The 17,347-nt window shown below is 39.3% G+C and carries 14 protein-coding genes; 10 read left to right on the top strand and 4 right to left on the bottom strand.

The window, feature by feature from the left end; all coding sequences use genetic code 11:
• Positions 1–114: 114 nt before the first annotated feature.
• Positions 115–1,794 carry a multidrug ABC transporter permease/ATP-binding protein gene (locus tag FHK89_RS12695; RefSeq protein WP_230660971.1) on the bottom strand — a complete coding sequence of 560 codons (1,680 nt, stop codon included), beginning with the start codon at positions 1,792–1,794 and terminating at the stop codon, positions 115–117.
• A 110-nt stretch (positions 1,795–1,904) separates the two neighbouring features.
• Here FHK89_RS12695 and FHK89_RS12690 point away from each other — a divergent pair, with 110 nt between their 5' ends.
• The gene (locus FHK89_RS12690) at positions 1,905–2,669 is read left to right on the top strand and encodes an ABC transporter ATP-binding protein (RefSeq protein ID WP_230660969.1); all 765 of its coding nucleotides are present in this window, start codon (positions 1,905–1,907) and stop codon (positions 2,667–2,669) included.
• 91 nt (positions 2,670–2,760) lie between these two features.
• Here FHK89_RS12690 and FHK89_RS12685 read toward each other — a convergent pair whose 3' ends face one another.
• Positions 2,761–3,816: a helix-turn-helix transcriptional regulator gene (locus tag FHK89_RS12685; RefSeq protein ID WP_230660966.1), complete on the bottom strand. Its 1,056-nt coding sequence runs from the start codon at positions 3,814–3,816 to the stop codon at positions 2,761–2,763.
• 250 nt (positions 3,817–4,066) lie between these two features.
• Here FHK89_RS12685 and FHK89_RS12680 point away from each other — a divergent pair, with 250 nt between their 5' ends.
• The 9 genes from FHK89_RS12680 to FHK89_RS12640 all read left to right on the top strand — a co-directional run bounded on the left by FHK89_RS12680 (position 4,067) and on the right by FHK89_RS12640 (position 16,096).
• On the top strand, positions 4,067–6,289 hold the full coding sequence (locus FHK89_RS12680; protein ID WP_230660963.1) for a TonB-dependent receptor: 2,223 nt from the start codon (positions 4,067–4,069) through the stop codon (positions 6,287–6,289).
• On the top strand, positions 6,237–7,730 hold the full coding sequence (locus FHK89_RS12675; protein WP_230660961.1) for an LLM class flavin-dependent oxidoreductase: 1,494 nt from the start codon (positions 6,237–6,239) through the stop codon (positions 7,728–7,730). Before FHK89_RS12680 ends, FHK89_RS12675 begins: the two co-directional genes overlap by 53 nt.
• A 96-nt stretch (positions 7,731–7,826) precedes the next feature.
• Positions 7,827–8,783, top strand: a complete 957-nt coding sequence (locus tag FHK89_RS12670) for a siderophore ABC transporter substrate-binding protein (RefSeq protein ID WP_230660959.1) — start codon at positions 7,827–7,829, stop codon at positions 8,781–8,783.
• A 308-nt stretch (positions 8,784–9,091) separates the two neighbouring features.
• The gene (locus tag FHK89_RS12665) at positions 9,092–11,224 is read left to right on the top strand and encodes a TonB-dependent receptor (protein WP_230660957.1); all 2,133 of its coding nucleotides are present in this window, start codon (positions 9,092–9,094) and stop codon (positions 11,222–11,224) included.
• A 126-nt stretch (positions 11,225–11,350) separates the two neighbouring features.
• Entirely contained in the window at positions 11,351–12,340 is a 990-nt protein-coding gene (locus FHK89_RS12660) for an ABC transporter substrate-binding protein (RefSeq protein WP_230660954.1), read from the top strand.
• Positions 12,340–13,359 carry a FecCD family ABC transporter permease gene (locus tag FHK89_RS12655; protein ID WP_230660951.1) on the top strand — a complete coding sequence of 340 codons (1,020 nt, stop codon included), beginning with the start codon at positions 12,340–12,342 and terminating at the stop codon, positions 13,357–13,359. The genes FHK89_RS12660 and FHK89_RS12655 overlap by 1 nt, the downstream gene beginning before the upstream one ends.
• Complete coding sequence (locus FHK89_RS12650; RefSeq protein WP_230660949.1) at positions 13,352–14,392, top strand: FecCD family ABC transporter permease; 1,041 nt, start codon at positions 13,352–13,354, stop codon at positions 14,390–14,392. Before FHK89_RS12655 ends, FHK89_RS12650 begins: the two co-directional genes overlap by 8 nt.
• Before the next feature lie 31 nt (positions 14,393–14,423).
• Positions 14,424–15,281, top strand: a complete 858-nt coding sequence (locus tag FHK89_RS12645) for an ABC transporter ATP-binding protein (protein WP_230660946.1) — start codon at positions 14,424–14,426, stop codon at positions 15,279–15,281.
• Complete coding sequence (locus FHK89_RS12640; RefSeq protein WP_230660943.1) at positions 15,281–16,096, top strand: IucA/IucC family C-terminal-domain containing protein; 816 nt, start codon at positions 15,281–15,283, stop codon at positions 16,094–16,096. The genes FHK89_RS12645 and FHK89_RS12640 overlap by 1 nt, the downstream gene beginning before the upstream one ends.
• Before the next feature lie 2 nt (positions 16,097–16,098).
• On the opposite strand, the gene FHK89_RS12635 is transcribed toward FHK89_RS12640, so the two are convergent.
• Together FHK89_RS12635 and FHK89_RS12630 are read right to left on the bottom strand one after the other, a co-directional pair.
• Complete coding sequence (locus tag FHK89_RS12635) at positions 16,099–16,941, bottom strand: IS3 family transposase (protein WP_329958684.1); 843 nt, start codon at positions 16,939–16,941, stop codon at positions 16,099–16,101.
• A 29-nt stretch (positions 16,942–16,970) separates the two neighbouring features.
• Positions 16,971–17,282, bottom strand: a complete 312-nt coding sequence (locus FHK89_RS12630) for a transposase (RefSeq protein ID WP_230656861.1) — start codon at positions 17,280–17,282, stop codon at positions 16,971–16,973.
• Between the last annotated feature and the right edge of the window lie 65 nt (positions 17,283–17,347).

Raw genomic sequence — 17,347 nt, 5'->3', positions numbered from 1 at the left:
CACTTTATAACATGGCGTAATAATAATAAACTCGCTTATGATAATCATTCGCATTTGTTAAGTCAAGCTGTTTAACTTTGTTTAATATTAAAAACTGCTTAATGATGAATAAGATTATTTTTGATCAAGCTGAGCCACCGCATCACGACTTGCTGCTTGCCTCTCCTCTCCAGTTAGCTCTATCAACTTGCCATCTTTCATTTGTAGTAATCTATCTGCTTGCTCAAAATAATGGTCATCATGGCTGATAATAATTAAAGTTTTTTCCATCGCTTTTAAGCGCGGGATAATCTCATGATAAAAGGTACGCCGAAACTGCGGGTCTTGGTCAGCCGCCCATTCATCTAATAACAATAGCTCTCTTTGCTCAACCACTGCCAGCAATAATGCCAAGCGTTTGCGTTGCCCTTGTGACAGCTCTTTATTGAGTACTTTGTGATTATCATCAAGCTGGATTTTATCCTGCATTTGTAGTATCTCTAGCCACTCTTGGGTTAACTGCTTCTCATCTTCGCTGAGCGTATCAGCCTTACCCACCAAAGACTTAAACAGATGCAAATCGGTATAAACGGCTGAGAAATATTGCCGATAGTGAGCATATTGTATGGGGTCATTAGCATCAATTATTTGATTGTCTAGTGTGACTTCTCCTGATGTCGGACGATAAAGACCTGTTAATAACTTAGCAAAGGTAGATTTACCACTGCCATTGCCTCCGATTAAAAACACCACCTCCCCTCTTTGTAGGCGGAAGTCTATCGGTCCAATAGCAAAGCTGATGTTGCCTGCCTCGTCTTGATAGTGATAACAAATATTTTTAAATAAAAGCGTTTGCCAAGGTTTAAAAGTTTGCAATACGGCAAAGTCTGGTTGTGGCTCATTAAGCCCAAGCTGCTTGATTTTATTAAAGCTAACATGTGCTTCTAAAAAGGTTGGAATACTGCTAAAGCTTTGTACCAAAGGTGATTTTAAAAACAGTATGGTGACGGCAAAAGTGGTGGCAGTGGTATTGTTTGCCCAACCCACGACATTGGCTAAAAAAAACACCACACCAATGCTAGCAAGCAACATGGTATCGATCCAGTTTAAGGCGGTAAAATGTAGGGTATCGCCAATGACAATGTGCTTGCGAATAGCAAATGCATTGGTTTTAAACTCTTGGTTATACAACAGCTTGGCTCGCTGACGGTTGAGTGACAGCTCTTTGCGCCCGTGGATAATAGATTCAAAGTCTTGATATAGGTTGTCCTCTAGATTTCTGACGATTCGGTAATGCTTATATACTCGTTTCACCAATTGCCTGCCGACTATGGCAATCATGACGACTATTGCTATCACCACCAAAAACAAGTCCCATGCCAGATAGAAAAGATATGCTGATGCACCCAGCGATAAAATAGCACCTTGTATAAACCCCGGCAGATCCATAAATGCACTTTGGATACTGTCAATATCTTTAGACAAGCTGGCTAATAAGCGTGAGCTACCAATACGCTCAATCACGGCAATATCGGTATCCATAATGCGTTTTATCAAGGTATTGCGAAACTCATAGACAAACTTATGCCCGATATAGCTTAAGCTATACTGAGCGATAAAATTTAAGATAAACAAAATGATAAGTAACCCAATCAGCTGTAATAATACTCGCCATGGGTTATCGCTCATCTGGGTTAAGGTGTCATTAATATAGGCAATTACCCCTACCCCTGCAAAGGCACTGGCAATGCTGATCAGGGTAAGCCAAATGAGTACAGAACGATATTGTTTAAAAATAAGTCGCCATAATTGCATTGGTAAAATCCTGTAGAAGAAAGTAGCAAAATGCGATAATATCACAGTTAAAATTAATGATAATCATTACTAAATACTATATTTTTCTGTTTACAGTGCAAGGAATATCCATGCTAACAATTGACTGCGCAAACTTAACGATTGATGATAAGGCTTTACTTAGCAATATTTCTTTGTCCTTTGATAAGGGTAAGCTTTATGGTCTTATCGGACATAATGGCTCAGGTAAATCGACCCTAATTAAGATGTTGGCAGGTGAGATGCAACCGACTACAGGTAGCGTCAATTATAAAGATAAGCCGATTAGCAAAATACCCACCAAGCAGTTAGCCAGACAAATTGCTTATCTGCCACAAAAGCTGCCTGATGCTAATGCGTTTACGGTAGAAGAGTTGGTGCTATTAGGTCGTTATCCTTGGCAAAAGTGGCTACAAAAACCCAGTAGTGAAGACTATGAAATTGCTAAACAGGCGATGCAGCAGACTCGTATTATTGATAAAGCAAAGCAGAATGTATCAACACTTTCGGGTGGTGAGCGTGCTCGGGTATGGTTGTCGATGTGTTTGGCTCAGCAGACGGATTATTTGTTATTAGATGAGCCGTTAGCATCATTGGATATTGTCTATCAGGTGGAGATATTGCAATTGATTCGGAAGCTTGCTCATGAACAAAATCTTGGGGTGATTATTATCATCCATGATATCAATCTGGCAGCGCAGTTTTGTGATGATATCATTGCGCTAAAAGGTGGCAAGATATGCCATGAAGGCAGTGTTGAGGAGACGCTAGACCCTGAGGTGTTGATGGAGATATTTGGGATTAATCTGCATGTGCTCAATCACCCTGTGGATGGGCATAAGATTGCGGTGGTTTGATAAGGGTTGTTGTTAAGGTGAAGGTGAAAAAATAGGAGTTTTTATCGAAACATACAGGGTAAAACATATAGTAAATCACTCACCTTATAGGCTATCTAAACATTTTGGGGTGATGACCAAAGTAAGATTTGAATACTTTAATAAAGTAATCGGTACTGCCAAAGCCAAGTTGAGCAGCAATGATATGCACAGAGGTTTGGTTATCACTAAGCATTTGTAGTGCTTGCTGCATACGTATTTTAAGCCGATATTGATGTATGGTAACCCCTGTTAACTGCTTAAATTCATATTTTAGATAACACGCATTCGTCCCCGAAAAGCGGGCTAACTCATTAATGGTCTTGCTACTGGCAGGATTTTCCTCAATATATATTTTCACTTTGATAGCAGCTAGCCTTGCTGCTGTCTTATCACATGATTCTAGCGTTGTATTATTCAAAGTATCGCTTAATAGTATAGACGCTAGGGTTAAGCATTGACCTTGTAGGTTAACTTGTGCCAGTTTATCGCTGCTACAAGGTAGCGCTAATAGTTCATTGGTTAACTCAAATATTTTATTAGGTACATGCCTTAAAGGTTGAAATATCGCATTGTTATTTGCCGTTAAGCACTTTAATAACTGATTATTAGGATGGTAAGCATATAGCTCATTAAGATATGCTTTATCTAAAAATATAGATATTTTTTTTAGAGTCTGGTTTGCCGGTAAGGTGATTCTAAACTTTCCTAATGAGCCATTTTGAATCCATACTTGTGGTGGCTGTAAAGTGACCTTTTTATTCATTTCAAAAAATTCGTAGTCACTTTTTCCTCTTAATATGATGTGAAATCCAAACTGATCAGTAGAGCATTCATTCTCCAAGCTAAGCTGCTCTGTCAACTGACAGCTTAGCCGTGTAAAGGATAGGTTACTAAAGAAAAAACGTTCAAAACCCCCATTGCCCAAGTCTTTTTTTAAATTCCAATAGTACTCTTTTGTTTGTGTTAGCAAAGCGCGACTATGCCCTGACCTATTTTTTACTTGTAGATGCGCAGGGTTCCAAAGTGACAGTGCTGAGTAAACTTGAGAGGTTATCGTACTGTTCGCACCATTTGTACTGTTTGTATTATGATTAAGCTGATATGTGTTACATGAGTTACCCATCATTTTTCCCCCTATCCCCTACTATGTTGCTTATTTAGCTATAGTTATTGATTCAATATTACTGCTTCCAAGCCACTGAATCAAAATCATTAAAATTGCCGATTTTACGAATTTAATTACCTATTATCCGCCTATTACTTTTATTATTATAGATAATAATTCTCATTTACTCTATTTAAGATGGTTTTATTTCAGTAAAGCCATCTACCGTTTGTAATCCTATGAAAACGATAAGTTCTGGGAGATAGAAATAATGAGAACTTCTAAAATATTAAGCTCTACTCTATTAACCTCAAAACCACTGACCCAAAACGGTATGTTAGTGGTCAAACCATCAATACAAGTTAGCCATACACCTATACTAAACACAAATTTAAGTATCGCGATTCGTCGTCTTATGTGGTTAGTAGCAGTTGCATCGACACCAGTGCTTGCTCAAGCCACTAATCAAGCAACTGCTCAAACGACCGCTCAAAATGCTATTCAAGGTGGCTCTCAAGATACTTCTCAAGGTGCTTCTAAAAATACAGCCCAAATGCCTGAAACAACTGTTCCAACTATCGTTGTGATGGGAGAAAAACAATCAAGATCACTTATGGATACCGCATCTAGTGTGCAGGTATATGATGAGCAGTCCGTAGATGCCCTGCCTGAGACACCCAATTTAAGCACACTAATGCAACACAGTGCCAATATTGTGGATACAGGCAATGGTAATGAAGTGCCGAGTATTCGTGGGATTGATGGCGCAGGTCCTGCCTCTGGGGCAGTGGCTTTTTTGGCAGGTACTCAGCCAAGAGTGAACGCCAGTGTCGATGGTCGCTCATTAGATTATCATGAGCTTGCTTTTGCTCCTCAGTCTATGTGGGATATACAGCAAGTTGAAGTTTTTCGTGGTCCACAAAGCTATATTCAAGGTAGAAATGCCATTGCTGGGGCGGTGGTTATGAAAAGTGCAGACCCCAGTTTTGTATGGGGTGGTAAGCTTAAACTGGCAGCAGGTACGCATGACCATCGCCAATACGCAGGCATGCTAACAGGTCCATTGGGTGAGGATTTTGCTTTTCGAGTAAGTGCAGATCGGTTTGAGCGGACAAGCAGTGCTGATATTGAGCCTTATGAGCCTGTGGGAGACCCAAAAAAGATTCATAACACCACCATTCGTGGCAAGTTGTTATACGCACCTACCGATATACCCCAGCTTAGCAGTCAGCTTACACTCAGTCAGGCAGATACCAAAGCACCACAAAGAGAAGCCCATCAACCTGACACCCCTTCACCCAGAAGTGATGCCAGACGACCTGTCTTTAGTAATAATACCAAGTCTGCTATTTGGGATATTAGCTGGCATGATGATAATTTATGGCAATTTGATAACACGCTGACTTATACAGATTTTGATATTGAGCGTCTCACTGCCCCTAAGCTACCTCATGCCCATATTCAAGCCTCTGAGTGGTCGCTTGAACCGAGAGTACAGTCTAAGCAAGCGTTTGGTATTCAAGGTTTGTCTGCTATGGCGGGGGTTAGGCTTGCTAAAAAAACCCAAGATGAGTCTATTAACTTATTTGGCGGTGCCAATTTTGATGATAGCAAACAAACGCAGGCAGTCTATACTGAGCTGACTTATCCATTGGCAAGTAGCGTGGATATGACGGTAGGATTACGGGCTCAAAAAGAATCGCATCAGCGATATGGTGATACACCGATGATAACCATTGACCTTGACAAAGATTACCAAGCGATATTGCCAAAAGTGAATTTTTTATGGCGTGCCAATCCAAATAGTGTCTATGGTTTCCAAGTTATTCGTGGATTCAATCCGGGTGGTGCGGGTGTCACCTTTAGCCGTCCTTTTAGTGCTTATCAATATGAGCCTGAGTATGTGACTAACTATGAAGTCTATAGCAGACAAAAGCTGATGGACGATAAGCTGCTGATCACTGGCAATGCTTTTTATAATGACTATCAAGACATGCAGCTACCATACACCCTACCCAATAGTCAGGCGATTGTGATAAAAAATGCCGATAAAGTAGTGACTTATGGGACTGAGTTAAATGCTAATTGGCAAGTATCTGATAGGCTGATAGCGACGGGTAATATTGGTTATTTAAATACCAAAATCAAGCAATACCCCAATAGTGGCTTAGAAAATAATCAGCTATTACGTGCACCAAAGCTGACCGCTGGGGCAGGTGTTCGCTATAAGTTTGGCAATGCCGATATTGCTAGCAGCTTAAATTATAACAGTGGCTATTACTCTGATTTGGAAAATAAAGCCATCAATAAAACTGATGCCATTTGGAGTATGAATGCTGAGCTTGGCTACCAGTATAAGCAAGCTAGATTTGCCCTATTTGCAACCAACGTATTTGATAATGATAAGCCAATTATCAAGTATGACGATGGACTATTAGGGCATGTTTATCAGCAACCTGCCACCATTGGAGCGACTGTCAGCTATGAGTTCTAATGATAGTAAAAAGCTGTGTGTGGGTTTAAGTCTGTCACCGACTTGGTTACGTCATCAAGTCGGTCAATCCAGTAGCAATCAGCCAGATACAAATCCATCAAATACAAACCAGTCAAATGATGAGATTAACGATATTTATCCTGCCAAGTTTTATATTAACTTGGCTCAGCAAGCGGAGCAAGCAGGGGTCGATTTTGTCTTTAAGCCAGACAGTCTTTGTTTAAATCTGCCAGAAACAAGCAATCCGTTAGATTGTCCATTAACGCCCCTTTTAGGCATGTTAGACCCCACTATCATTGCCTCAATGATAGCTACGCATACCCAACATATTGGCATTGTGACCACCATTTCAACGACATTTAATGAGCCTTATGTTGTCGCAAGGCAGTTAATGAGCTTGCAGTGGATTAGTCAAGGTCGCATTGGTTGGAATGTGGTGACCTCCATAGATGGCTTTGAAAACTTTGGCTTAGAGCAGATGCCAGATACCAAGATTCGCTATGCCAAAGCATCTGAATTTGTGGCAGTAGTACAACAGCTTTGGGATAGCTTTATTATCGCTGATACTGATGCTCATCCTAACCATAGCAATATCAAGCAATCACCAACAGATAAGCAAGCAACCCAAAGTCACTGGGTGCAGATTAACAAGATTGACCATTCTGGAGAATACTTTAAAGTAGCAGGCCCCTTAAATATTCCCGCTTATCCTTATAGCAAAATTGCCATCTTTCAAGCAGGGGCATCAACCATTGGCAGGCAGTTTGCCGCTAGTGTGGCTGATGCCATCTTTGCAGCCACGCCTAGCTTAAATAGTGCGTTAAACTTGCGTTTAGAGTTACATCGGCTAACTCATCAAACCAAGCAGCAAAGCAGCTATCAAAAATACTATCAAAAACATCAACCCCAAAAAAACCCACCAAAGCTGTTATCAGGGCTATACTTTTTTATCAGAGATGATGAAAGCTTGGCCTATCAAGCCTATCTACAAGCTCATGCCCATTTGGACACTGCCCATCGGCTACAAAAGGTGTTTGATATTATTGGTGCTGACTTTACTCATAAAGCACTGACTGACACCATTACCGTCAATGATTTACCCAATGCCAATACTTCTGATAGCCAGCCTGTACGCAGTCAAACCCATGCCCAATTACTGCGTGATTATATTAAAGACAATAACCCAACCTTATCACAGCTATTAAATAGACCTGAGGTGATAAGCTCTGGTCATTGGACGGTCTTTGGAACAACAAAGCAGGTAGTGAATCATATCATTACTTGGGCACAACAAGAGGCAATAGATGGCTTTATTGCCTTACCGGGTGATGAGGAGAGTTTGCAACGATTTTTTACTGAGCTTATGCCGTATTTGGTCAATCAAGGATATTGTTATTCAAGTGATGAAAATAAGACATTTAATGAGCGTATCAGTTATTAGCAGCGTATTTAGTGATGTTATGAGTAAAGTGAGTATAGATAGATGCTAAAATATTTAAGTTATCTGCACTACCTAAATATAATTACCATCTCCATAATGATTGTATCCACAATTTGTGCCTGTTCATCAGAACCTAAAGCAGATAAAGCTAATGAGCAGTCACAGTCTAATCAAAACTCCCAAGCCCAAAAGAGGGTAACGATCGATACGCCACATGGTGTGGTCAGTCTGCCTGCCAACCCACACCCTTTGGTCGTCTATGATTGGACAGTGTTGCAAAATTTAGTGGCATTGGGGGTGAGTGTAGAAGGTATTCCTGAAAAGTCTGTATTTAATGATGCCACCCAGCAAATAACTGACAATGCCAAAATTGTTGGAACGGTATTTGAGCCAGACTTAGAGGCACTCAATAATCTAGAACCACAAGCCATATTAATTGGCAACCGTATGGCAAAAAAATATGATGTGCTACACAACATTGCCCCTACCCTTGACTTGAGTATGTCTTTTGCAGACCTTCATACCTCTAGCCAACAGCAACTGCAACAACTTGGCAAGTTATTTAATAAGTCTGCTCAAGCACAACAGCTACAAACTGATATTGATAATGCCATTCAGACAACCGCAGCAATAACCCATAATAAAGGTAATGGACTGGTCCTCTCTGTCAAAGGAAAGAGCCTCTCGACATTTGGTGTTAATTCACGATATGGCTATATTCATAAGGATTTTGGTATTGCTATTGCTGACCCAAACATTGGCTCAAACATTCATGGTCAGCCTATTTCATTTGAGTTTATCCATCAAGTTAATCCAGATTGGATATTTTTACTCGACTATAATGCCATCAGAGATGCAGAGGGTAAAAATGCCTATGCAATGTTGGATAATGCTCTGATTCATCAGACCAAAGCATGGCGTAAGCAGCAAATTGTCTATTTAAGCCCAGAGTCTTATTTGGCATTTGGTAGTTATTATCATTGGATAAATGACGCTCAGCGTATTCAAGATGCGTTTAAAAATGCCCCTATTGTGACATCTAATCAGCTTTGAGTTTAGCACCGTAGCAGTTTCGTCGTTCTTTAACTATCATTTAATCATAACAACTTCAATATGATATAAGCCTAATTGACTTGCTTTTACAATTAAGAATGATTATTATATTTAGATTGATTTTTATTATGCTATGTTACAAAAAGTTACTTAATACTCAATAGGTTAAGGATTACGCTCATGCACAGCACAGCACAGCACAGCACAGCACAGCACAGCACAGCACAGCACAGCACAGCACAGCACAGCACAGCACAGCACAGCACAGCAAAAAGCTAATTTTATTAAATAAACTTGTCAAACATTTTATGCAAGCTTCAGCTTGCACTGCCATTGCTCTCACCAGTATGGCTCATGCCCAACAAGCATCATCTATACAAATCAATAACGACACTTCTGATAGCCTACCCTCCACAACTGTTGCTCCTATTGTAGTTACTGCCTCTCGTTCTAATGCTGAATTGGGTATAACTCCACAAACTGTTGAAATAATTTCTGAAAATCAAATACAAAATCAATTAGATATCTCATCAAATTCCTCAGATGTATTAAGTAACCTACTACCTTCTTATACCCCCAGCCGTAGCAAAATGAATGGTAGTGGTGAAACGCTCAGAGGTCGTACTCCTTTAATCATGATTGATGGCGTACCCCAATCAAACCCACTTAGACCCACAGGAAGAGAAGCACATTCTATTGACTTCTCAATGGTTGAGAGAGTTGAAGTTATCCATGGAGCTAATGCATCTAATGGTATGGGAGCTACAGGTGGGGTGATTAATATCATCACCAAAAAACCATACTACGGCAAGACAAACCAACATCTTAGCGTTCAAGTTACTGCCCCCACCGAAAAAACTGACTCTGAAAATTTAAATTACAAAGCCAGCTATGGTATTAACGGAGCTGGTGAAAAAATTGACTATCTATTGTCATTATCTTATGAGGATCAAGGACAATATCTAGATGCTAAAGGCAGAGCTATTGGAGTTGATAATACCCAAGGCGATTTGATGGACTCTCAAGCCTATGACGTACTAGCAAAACTTGGTTATCAGATAGATGATAACCAACATATACAAGCCAGTGTGAATCGCTACCAAATTAAAAATAAAAATACCTATACAAGTGTTGCAGGTGATCGAGACAAAGGCATTCCAACCACTTCAGAGAAGAAAACCCCACCAGGCGAGGCACCACATAATGATGTGTGGACATCCAGTATTCGCTATGAAAACTATGATCTAGCAGGTATGCAGTTAGATGCCATGGTCTTTAATCAAGAGTTTGAAGGACTATTTGGTGCCACTGACTCAAATACTTTCCAAGATCCTAAAATTGCGCCTGAAGGAACATTATATGACCAATCTCGGGCTAAGACTTCTAAAATAGGTAGTAAAGTCAGTCTAACTAAAGATGATCTACTCAATAGTCGCTTAAAACTTACCGCAGGTTTTGATACGGTTTATGATCAGAGTAAGCAGGACTTATATTTAACCAATAGAACCTATGTGCCACTTTCAAAATACACCAGTTACTCTCCATTTATACAAGCCGAAGCTAAGGTTACCGATAACCTAACGCTACATGGTGGTGCTCGTAAAGAGATTGGCACATTAGATACTGAAAGCTATCGTACCGTTGCTCGCTACAATAATGTCTTAGTCAAAGGTGGTAAGTTAGACTTTGATGAAAACTTATACAATGCTGGCATTGTATATTCTCCGATAGATAACACCACTGTTTTTGCTAACTACAGTGAAGGTTATTCCATGCCAGATGTTGGTAGAGCATTACGTTCTATCAAAAAACCTGGACTTAGTATCGAAAACCTAAAACAACTCAAACCAATTTTGACAAAAAATATTGAAACAGGTGTTCGTTTAAACCAAGAGGATACGAACTTTGAGCTAAGTTTGTTTCAATCTAGCTCGGATTTTGGTGATAGATCAAAATATGATGCAAAAACAGATGCCTTCTTGATGTCCAGAGAAAAAACCCGTATTCGTGGTTTAGAAACCAGTATTAGCCAAAAAATTGATAATCATGCTTTAAAGCTAGCCTATAGCCATATAGAAGGTAAATATGATAGCAATGACGATGGCAACTTAGATAAAAACTTAAATGGGCTAAACGTTGGCCCTAATAGATTAATAGCGTCATGGGGAACAAAGTGGACAGACAACTTAAGTACATATCTGCAAGCGAATCATGCCTTTAAACGTAACTTTGATGGTCAAAACCTAGATTTTGGTGGTTATACATTGGTTGATGCCTCTGTGGCTTATAAGCTGCCTAAAGGTACAGCCAGTCTTGCTGTATCTAATTTACTAGACAAGGACTATATAACTTATTATTCACAAAGTGCGCTGGCTAATAATGATCGTTATTTTGCTGGACGTGGTCGCACAGTAACTTTGGGCTATAGTGTTGATTTTTAATAGCCTTTACCATTACTAATTAGTATCACTAAGATGGCGAACTAAAATAAACCCATCATTATAATAATATTGATGGGTTTATTTATTAGTAGGATTTGATAGATCTATTAATAAAGGCGACTGTTTATGCAATTAGCAAATAATGTAAGTCATAGTACTTGGTCTGTATATTCAATGATAAAAAAGATAGTTTATGTTTTTATCAGCATTATTCTATCTTTAATATCAACAACGCTATCAGCAGACTCTTCTACTCGCATAGTACATCATGCACTCGGTGTTACTGTCATTGAAGGAAAGCCAAAACGCATCGTCAGTCTCTTTCAAGGAGCAACTGATACATTGGTAGCATTAGATATTAAGCCTGTAGGTGTTGTTGAGTCTTGGACCCAAAAGCCTATGTATGAGTATCTAAGACCTTCTTTAGAAGGTGTCCACTATGTTGGCTTAGAGACTCAGCCAAGCCTTGAAGATATTGCATTATTGCAACCTGATTTAATCATTGCCACTCGTTTTCGTAATGAGAAAACTTATAGCTTGTTATCACAAATTGCACCAACAGTTGCTTTAGAAGATGTCTATGATTTTCGCCAAACGTTAAAAACAGTTGGTGAAGCAGTTGGTGAGCCAGAAAAAGCCAATCAAATACTTACACAATGGAATAATCGAGTCGCTCAAACACGTAGCAAACTACAAGCTAAATTTGGTCAGCAAGATTTACCTAAGGTATCTCTATTAGAATTCCGAGATGACCATGTACGTGCTTACTCTCCCAATAGTTTTGCTGGCAGTATCTTGTCTGATTTAGGCTTTGACTGGTCAGCAGCCACCAAAAATGAAACATGGGCATTAAAAAAACTCTCTAGCAAAGAGAGTATTCCATTAATTGACGCTAATATCTTTTTTGTCTTTTTACGCGACAAACCTACCACACAACAAAACTATCAAGCATGGACATCACACCTATTATGGAAGCACACCCAAGCAGATAAGACAGGTGATATCTATAAAGTAGATAGTGTTAGCTGGAATTTAGCGGGTGGCATTATCAGTGCCAATCACGTCCTAGATGATATCAATAAGCTATTTATTACTGATGATAGGGACAATAAATAATGGCTAATCCAATATATGCTTCAGGTTTAAAGCATCATTTAGCCTTGCTCTTATTTGGTGGGATATTATTATTGCTGTGCTTTATTCTAAGCTTATGTGTGGGGCAAGATTTTATAAGTCCGATGGTAGCACTGCAAGCTCTTACCAATCACGATCCACTTAATATTGAGCATGTTATCGTGACGACTACCAGGCTATCACGAAGTATTATCGCCATGGTAGTTGGGGCATGTCTGGCAGTGGCTGGCACACTGATGCAAGCTTTAACACGCAACCCTCTAGCATCACCAAGTATTTTTGGTATTAATGCAGGCGCAATGTTTAGCATTGTGCTATTTTCAATGCTATTTAAAATAACTGCCATAGAACAATATATGTGGCTTGCCTTACTTGGTGCCTTTGTGTCAGGAGCAATGGTTTATTTTATTGGCACTATGGGTAGTGGTCGCTTAAATACACTCTCTATTGTTCTTGCTGGTGCTGCAATTACCGCTTTATTCTCTTCTTTTACCCAAGCATTGTTAATTATTGATCAAGAAGGATTAGATAGTATTCTATTTTGGTTAGCTGGGTCAGTTGCTAATCGACAATTGGATATGCTGTGGTCACTACTACCCTATATGTCCGTTGCCATGGTGGTAGCTTTATTATTAGCCATACCCATCAATATTTTAATGGCGGGTGAAGATATTGCGAAAGGCTTAGGACAACGTACTGCACTGGTACAATTAACGATGGGACTAATCATAACGGTATTAGCTGGTTGTTCTGTCGCCATTGCAGGTAGCATCGCTTTTGTAGGACTCATTGTTCCTCACATTGTTAGGCGTATCTTATCCCCATCGCATCAATGGCTTATACCAGGTTGTATCATTTTTGGTGCCTCTTTATTGTTGCTGGCAGATATCATTGCCAGAGTCATTATTTTTCCACAAGAGATACCTATTGGTGTAATGACTGCTTTGTTAGGAGCCCCCCTTTTTATTTATCTTATTCGAAGAGGTATGAGCGATGGCTAAGACTTATACGTTACGTTTTCAGTCATTCTCTCGCATCATTCATGTACGAACAGTTATTGTCGTTGCAATACTGCTATGTCTGACTTTTGCACATATTTTATTATCATTATCTCTTGGTAAAGTACCCACTAGTTTATCACAGGTCTTACAAGAGCTATTTTCTCCAGAAAAAGGAGCTTATGGTTTTATTATTGAAACACTACGATTTCCTAGAATCATAATGGCTGCCTTTGTAGGAGCTTCTTTATCATTATCAGGTCTTATATTACAAAGCATTGTCCGCAACCCTTTAGCCTCTCCTGATATCCTTGGTATTACCACAGGAGCATCTGCATCGACCATATTTTTTATGTCTTTTTTAGCTCCTTTTCTAAGTATGCAGTTATTGCCTGTATTTGCAATGCTTGGAGCTTGGCTAAGTGCCTTTTTGATTTACATGTTGGCTTGGAAACAAGGGGTAACCCCAAATAGATTGATCATGATTGGTATTGGTATGTCAGCTGTGATGAGTGCGGTAACCACACTTCTATTGGTATTAAGTCCATTAACCTCTTCACTATCTGCTTATGTTTGGCTGACTGGTAGTGTCTATGGAACAATTTGGCAAGATGTCCGTTATTTTGCAATCTGGCTCATTATTCTATTACCTTTTTTACTCTATGTAGGTCGATGGCTCAATGTGCACGAACTTGATGACAGCATCATGCAAGGCCTAGGCTTACAGCCTGAACGTGAGAGAATGTGGCTGCTATTATTGGCTGTCGCATTTGCTGCAATCGCTGTGGCTTATGCTGGGGCAATTGCTTTTGTGGGTTTGATTGCTCCCCACATTGCCAGACGACTTGTTGCTCGCTCATTTGCAGGGTTGGCTTGGACAAGCACCTTAATAGGGGCAAATCTTGTGATGTTAGCTGATCTCATTGGTCGTACAGCATTTTTACCACTTGATTTACCAGCGGGTATTTTTGTGGCAGTGATGGGTACACCTTTTTTTGTGTACTTACTTATAAAACAGCAACATCGAGTTAGATAAAACATATCGTATTTTTAAGGAAGCTATGAATATGTATCCCTTACAAAGCCAATCACTCACATTGGGTTATGACCAAGAGATTATCATAGATGATCTCAATATTAGTATTCCTAAAGAAAAGATCACTGTTTTTGTGGGTAGTAACGGCTGTGGTAAAAGTACGTTATTAAAGTCATTTGCTCGTCTAATTCATCCTAAAAAAGGCAGTATCATTTTAAACGGTGAGGATATCCGAAATAGCCCCACCGCTGAAGTTGCTAAAAAGCTTTCTATTTTGCCCCAATCGCCCACTGCACCTGAAGGTATGACGATTTATCAGTTGGTACGCATGGGGCGTTATCCACATCAAAACTGGCTCAAACAGTGGTCACAAACAGATGAAGATAAAGTCATACAAGCATTAACCAGCACCAATCTGATGCCATTAAAGGATCGACCAGTTGATGCTTTATCAGGTGGGCAAAGGCAACGAGCTTGGATTGCTATGACGTTAGCACAAGATACAGACATTTTATTATTAGATGAACCAACCACTTACTTAGACTTGGCTCATCAAGTAGAAATATTAGATTTATTGTATGATTTAAATCAACAGCAACACAAAACCATTATTATGGTATTACATGATTTAAATTTAGCCTGCCGTTATGCCCATCACATGATAGCAGTAGCAGATAAAACGGTGTTTGCTCAAGGTGAACCAACGACAATTTTGACCGCAGAAACAGTACAACACGTATTTGGCTTGGAGTGTTGTATTGCCTCTGATCCATTATTTGGTACACCAATTTGTATACCTTATGGCAAAGGCAATAAAGTAAAAAGCAAGGTAGAAAACAAAAAGTCTGCTGAAAACTCCACTACTCTTCTAAAAACAAGTAGCCTGTGATGCATAGCCATGAAAACTTATCAGATGAACTTTTAGAAGATAAGCTTTTAGAACATGAGTATCATCTTTTATCGGATAATTTTAAACTAATACCTGCCTCACAAAGAGACTCTCAATTTAGCACTTCTTTATCGCAGTTATTACAACATGAGCACTGTGAAAAACTTCTGTATCAATTGACTCCTGTGATCCATTCTCCATCTATTAAGGTAACTGCCTCACTACTTAGTAAACGCTATGCATTTCTTGTTACTGCTTCTAGCTTGTATGCCATGAGTGTTTTTGATAAAGGGCTAAATTTCTCTTATAAAAATTGTTTTGTAGATTTTTGCTATCATCAAAAATTATGGCGTTCAAAAATGCCTCTGCAAGATCTCACAGTAACTATGCCTAATAATAATATCAGTAGTAATCGACAACAATGGCGTGAGCAGATTATCAGTCAAATTTTTGCCAATAATTTAGCTTTATTTTGGCAGGTTTTAGTTGATGTAACCAATATCCATCCTAGGATACTATGGGAAAATACGGCTGTGCGTGTCTATTCTTTATATGAAAAAAAGATGCCAAAGCTTTGCAAAGACACTGAGAAAAAAATACAAGAGGATTTTATATATTTAACGGAGCAAGCTGGACCTGAAGTTTTTGGTATTGATTACAATCCTTTAAAGAAATATAACTTTAAGAAAGTAAGTCTATCTACACAAGAACAACCCATTCGTTTTAGAAAAAGCTGTTGTTTTTATTATAAGGCAACAGACCCTTTTGAGTACTGTAGCAATTGCCCATTAGTTAGAGCTGTAGTGGTCAACTAAATTTAGACAACAGATAAGAGGTTTCGATTGAAGTAACGTTTCTCTTTCTCTAATGGGGTCAGATAATTGTTGAAAGTATGTGGTCTGATGGTTTGATAATAACCCCAAATATACTCATTAATAGCACACTTAGCTTCCTTAATATTCTCATAGCCAACCTTTGGCATCCATTCAGTCTTAAAACTTCTGAAGAATCTCTCAGTAGGAGCGTTATCCCAACAATTGCCACGGCGACTCATACTGTGAGTCATATCACTGCACTCACTCACATAGATAGAGAACTCAAGACTGGTATAATGACTCCCCTGATCGGAGTGGAACATTACCCCAGCAGGGTTTAATCTAGTGTGATAAGCCATCTTTAAAGCTGATCCAGTTAATAAGCTATTAGGTGAATCTGACACAGCAAAGCCTACAATGCGCCGAGCATATAAATCCAAAACGATTGCTAAGTAGCACCAGCCACCCTTGATACGGATATAAGTCACATCCCCAGTCCAAACTTGATTAGGTGCTATGGGACTAAATTTGCGCTCTAAGGTATTGTCATGAATCTTGTGACCCTCATCGCAGTGTTTGTACTTAGGTTGCTTAAGCTGTCTGCTGATAAGCCCCATACGCTTCATAAACTTACCTGCTTTATAACGAGACAACCTAACACCGTGTTGATGCCATAAGATAGCTGTGATAGTGCGCGTACCTGCTGAGCCATTAGAGTCATTAAATATCTGGCGAATTAACGCTTTAACCTTGATAGCTTCGATATCGATTGGCTTAATCTTAGTGCTGTAGTAGTAACTGCTTCTGACAATACCAAGTAAGTTACACAGTTGGCTTTTACTAATTTGTTTATCTTGCTCTGATAACTTAGTAATTAGCGATAGTCTTTCAGGTTGTCCAATGCTAGCAGAGCGGAAGCCTTTTTTAATATATCACGCTCCATCCGTAAGCGTTTATTCTCCTTACGTAGTTGCTGAAGTTCTCTTTGTTCATCAGTTAAAGCATTGCCTTTGACTGGTCCAATACCCTGCTGTTCTTGACGATACTTACGCACCCAGTTATCAAGCGTTGAGATACCAATGTTCAGAGAGTTGGCCACTTCTTTGATTTTACGGTTTTCGTCAATAACGGCACTAATGGCTTCAAGTTTGAATTCTCGGGTGAATTTGCTACGCTGTTTGGTCATACTAAGTTCCTTTTTTAAGTTAGTATAACCTCTTAGTTGCTGTCCAGTTTTATTATGACACTACA

The organism is Psychrobacter sp. I-STPA10 (assembly GCF_021012795.1).
Lineage (GTDB): Bacteria > Pseudomonadota > Gammaproteobacteria > Pseudomonadales > Moraxellaceae > Psychrobacter.
The sequence above is the reverse complement of the archived record's forward strand: the minus strand, read 5'-3'. Positions and strand labels throughout refer to the sequence as shown.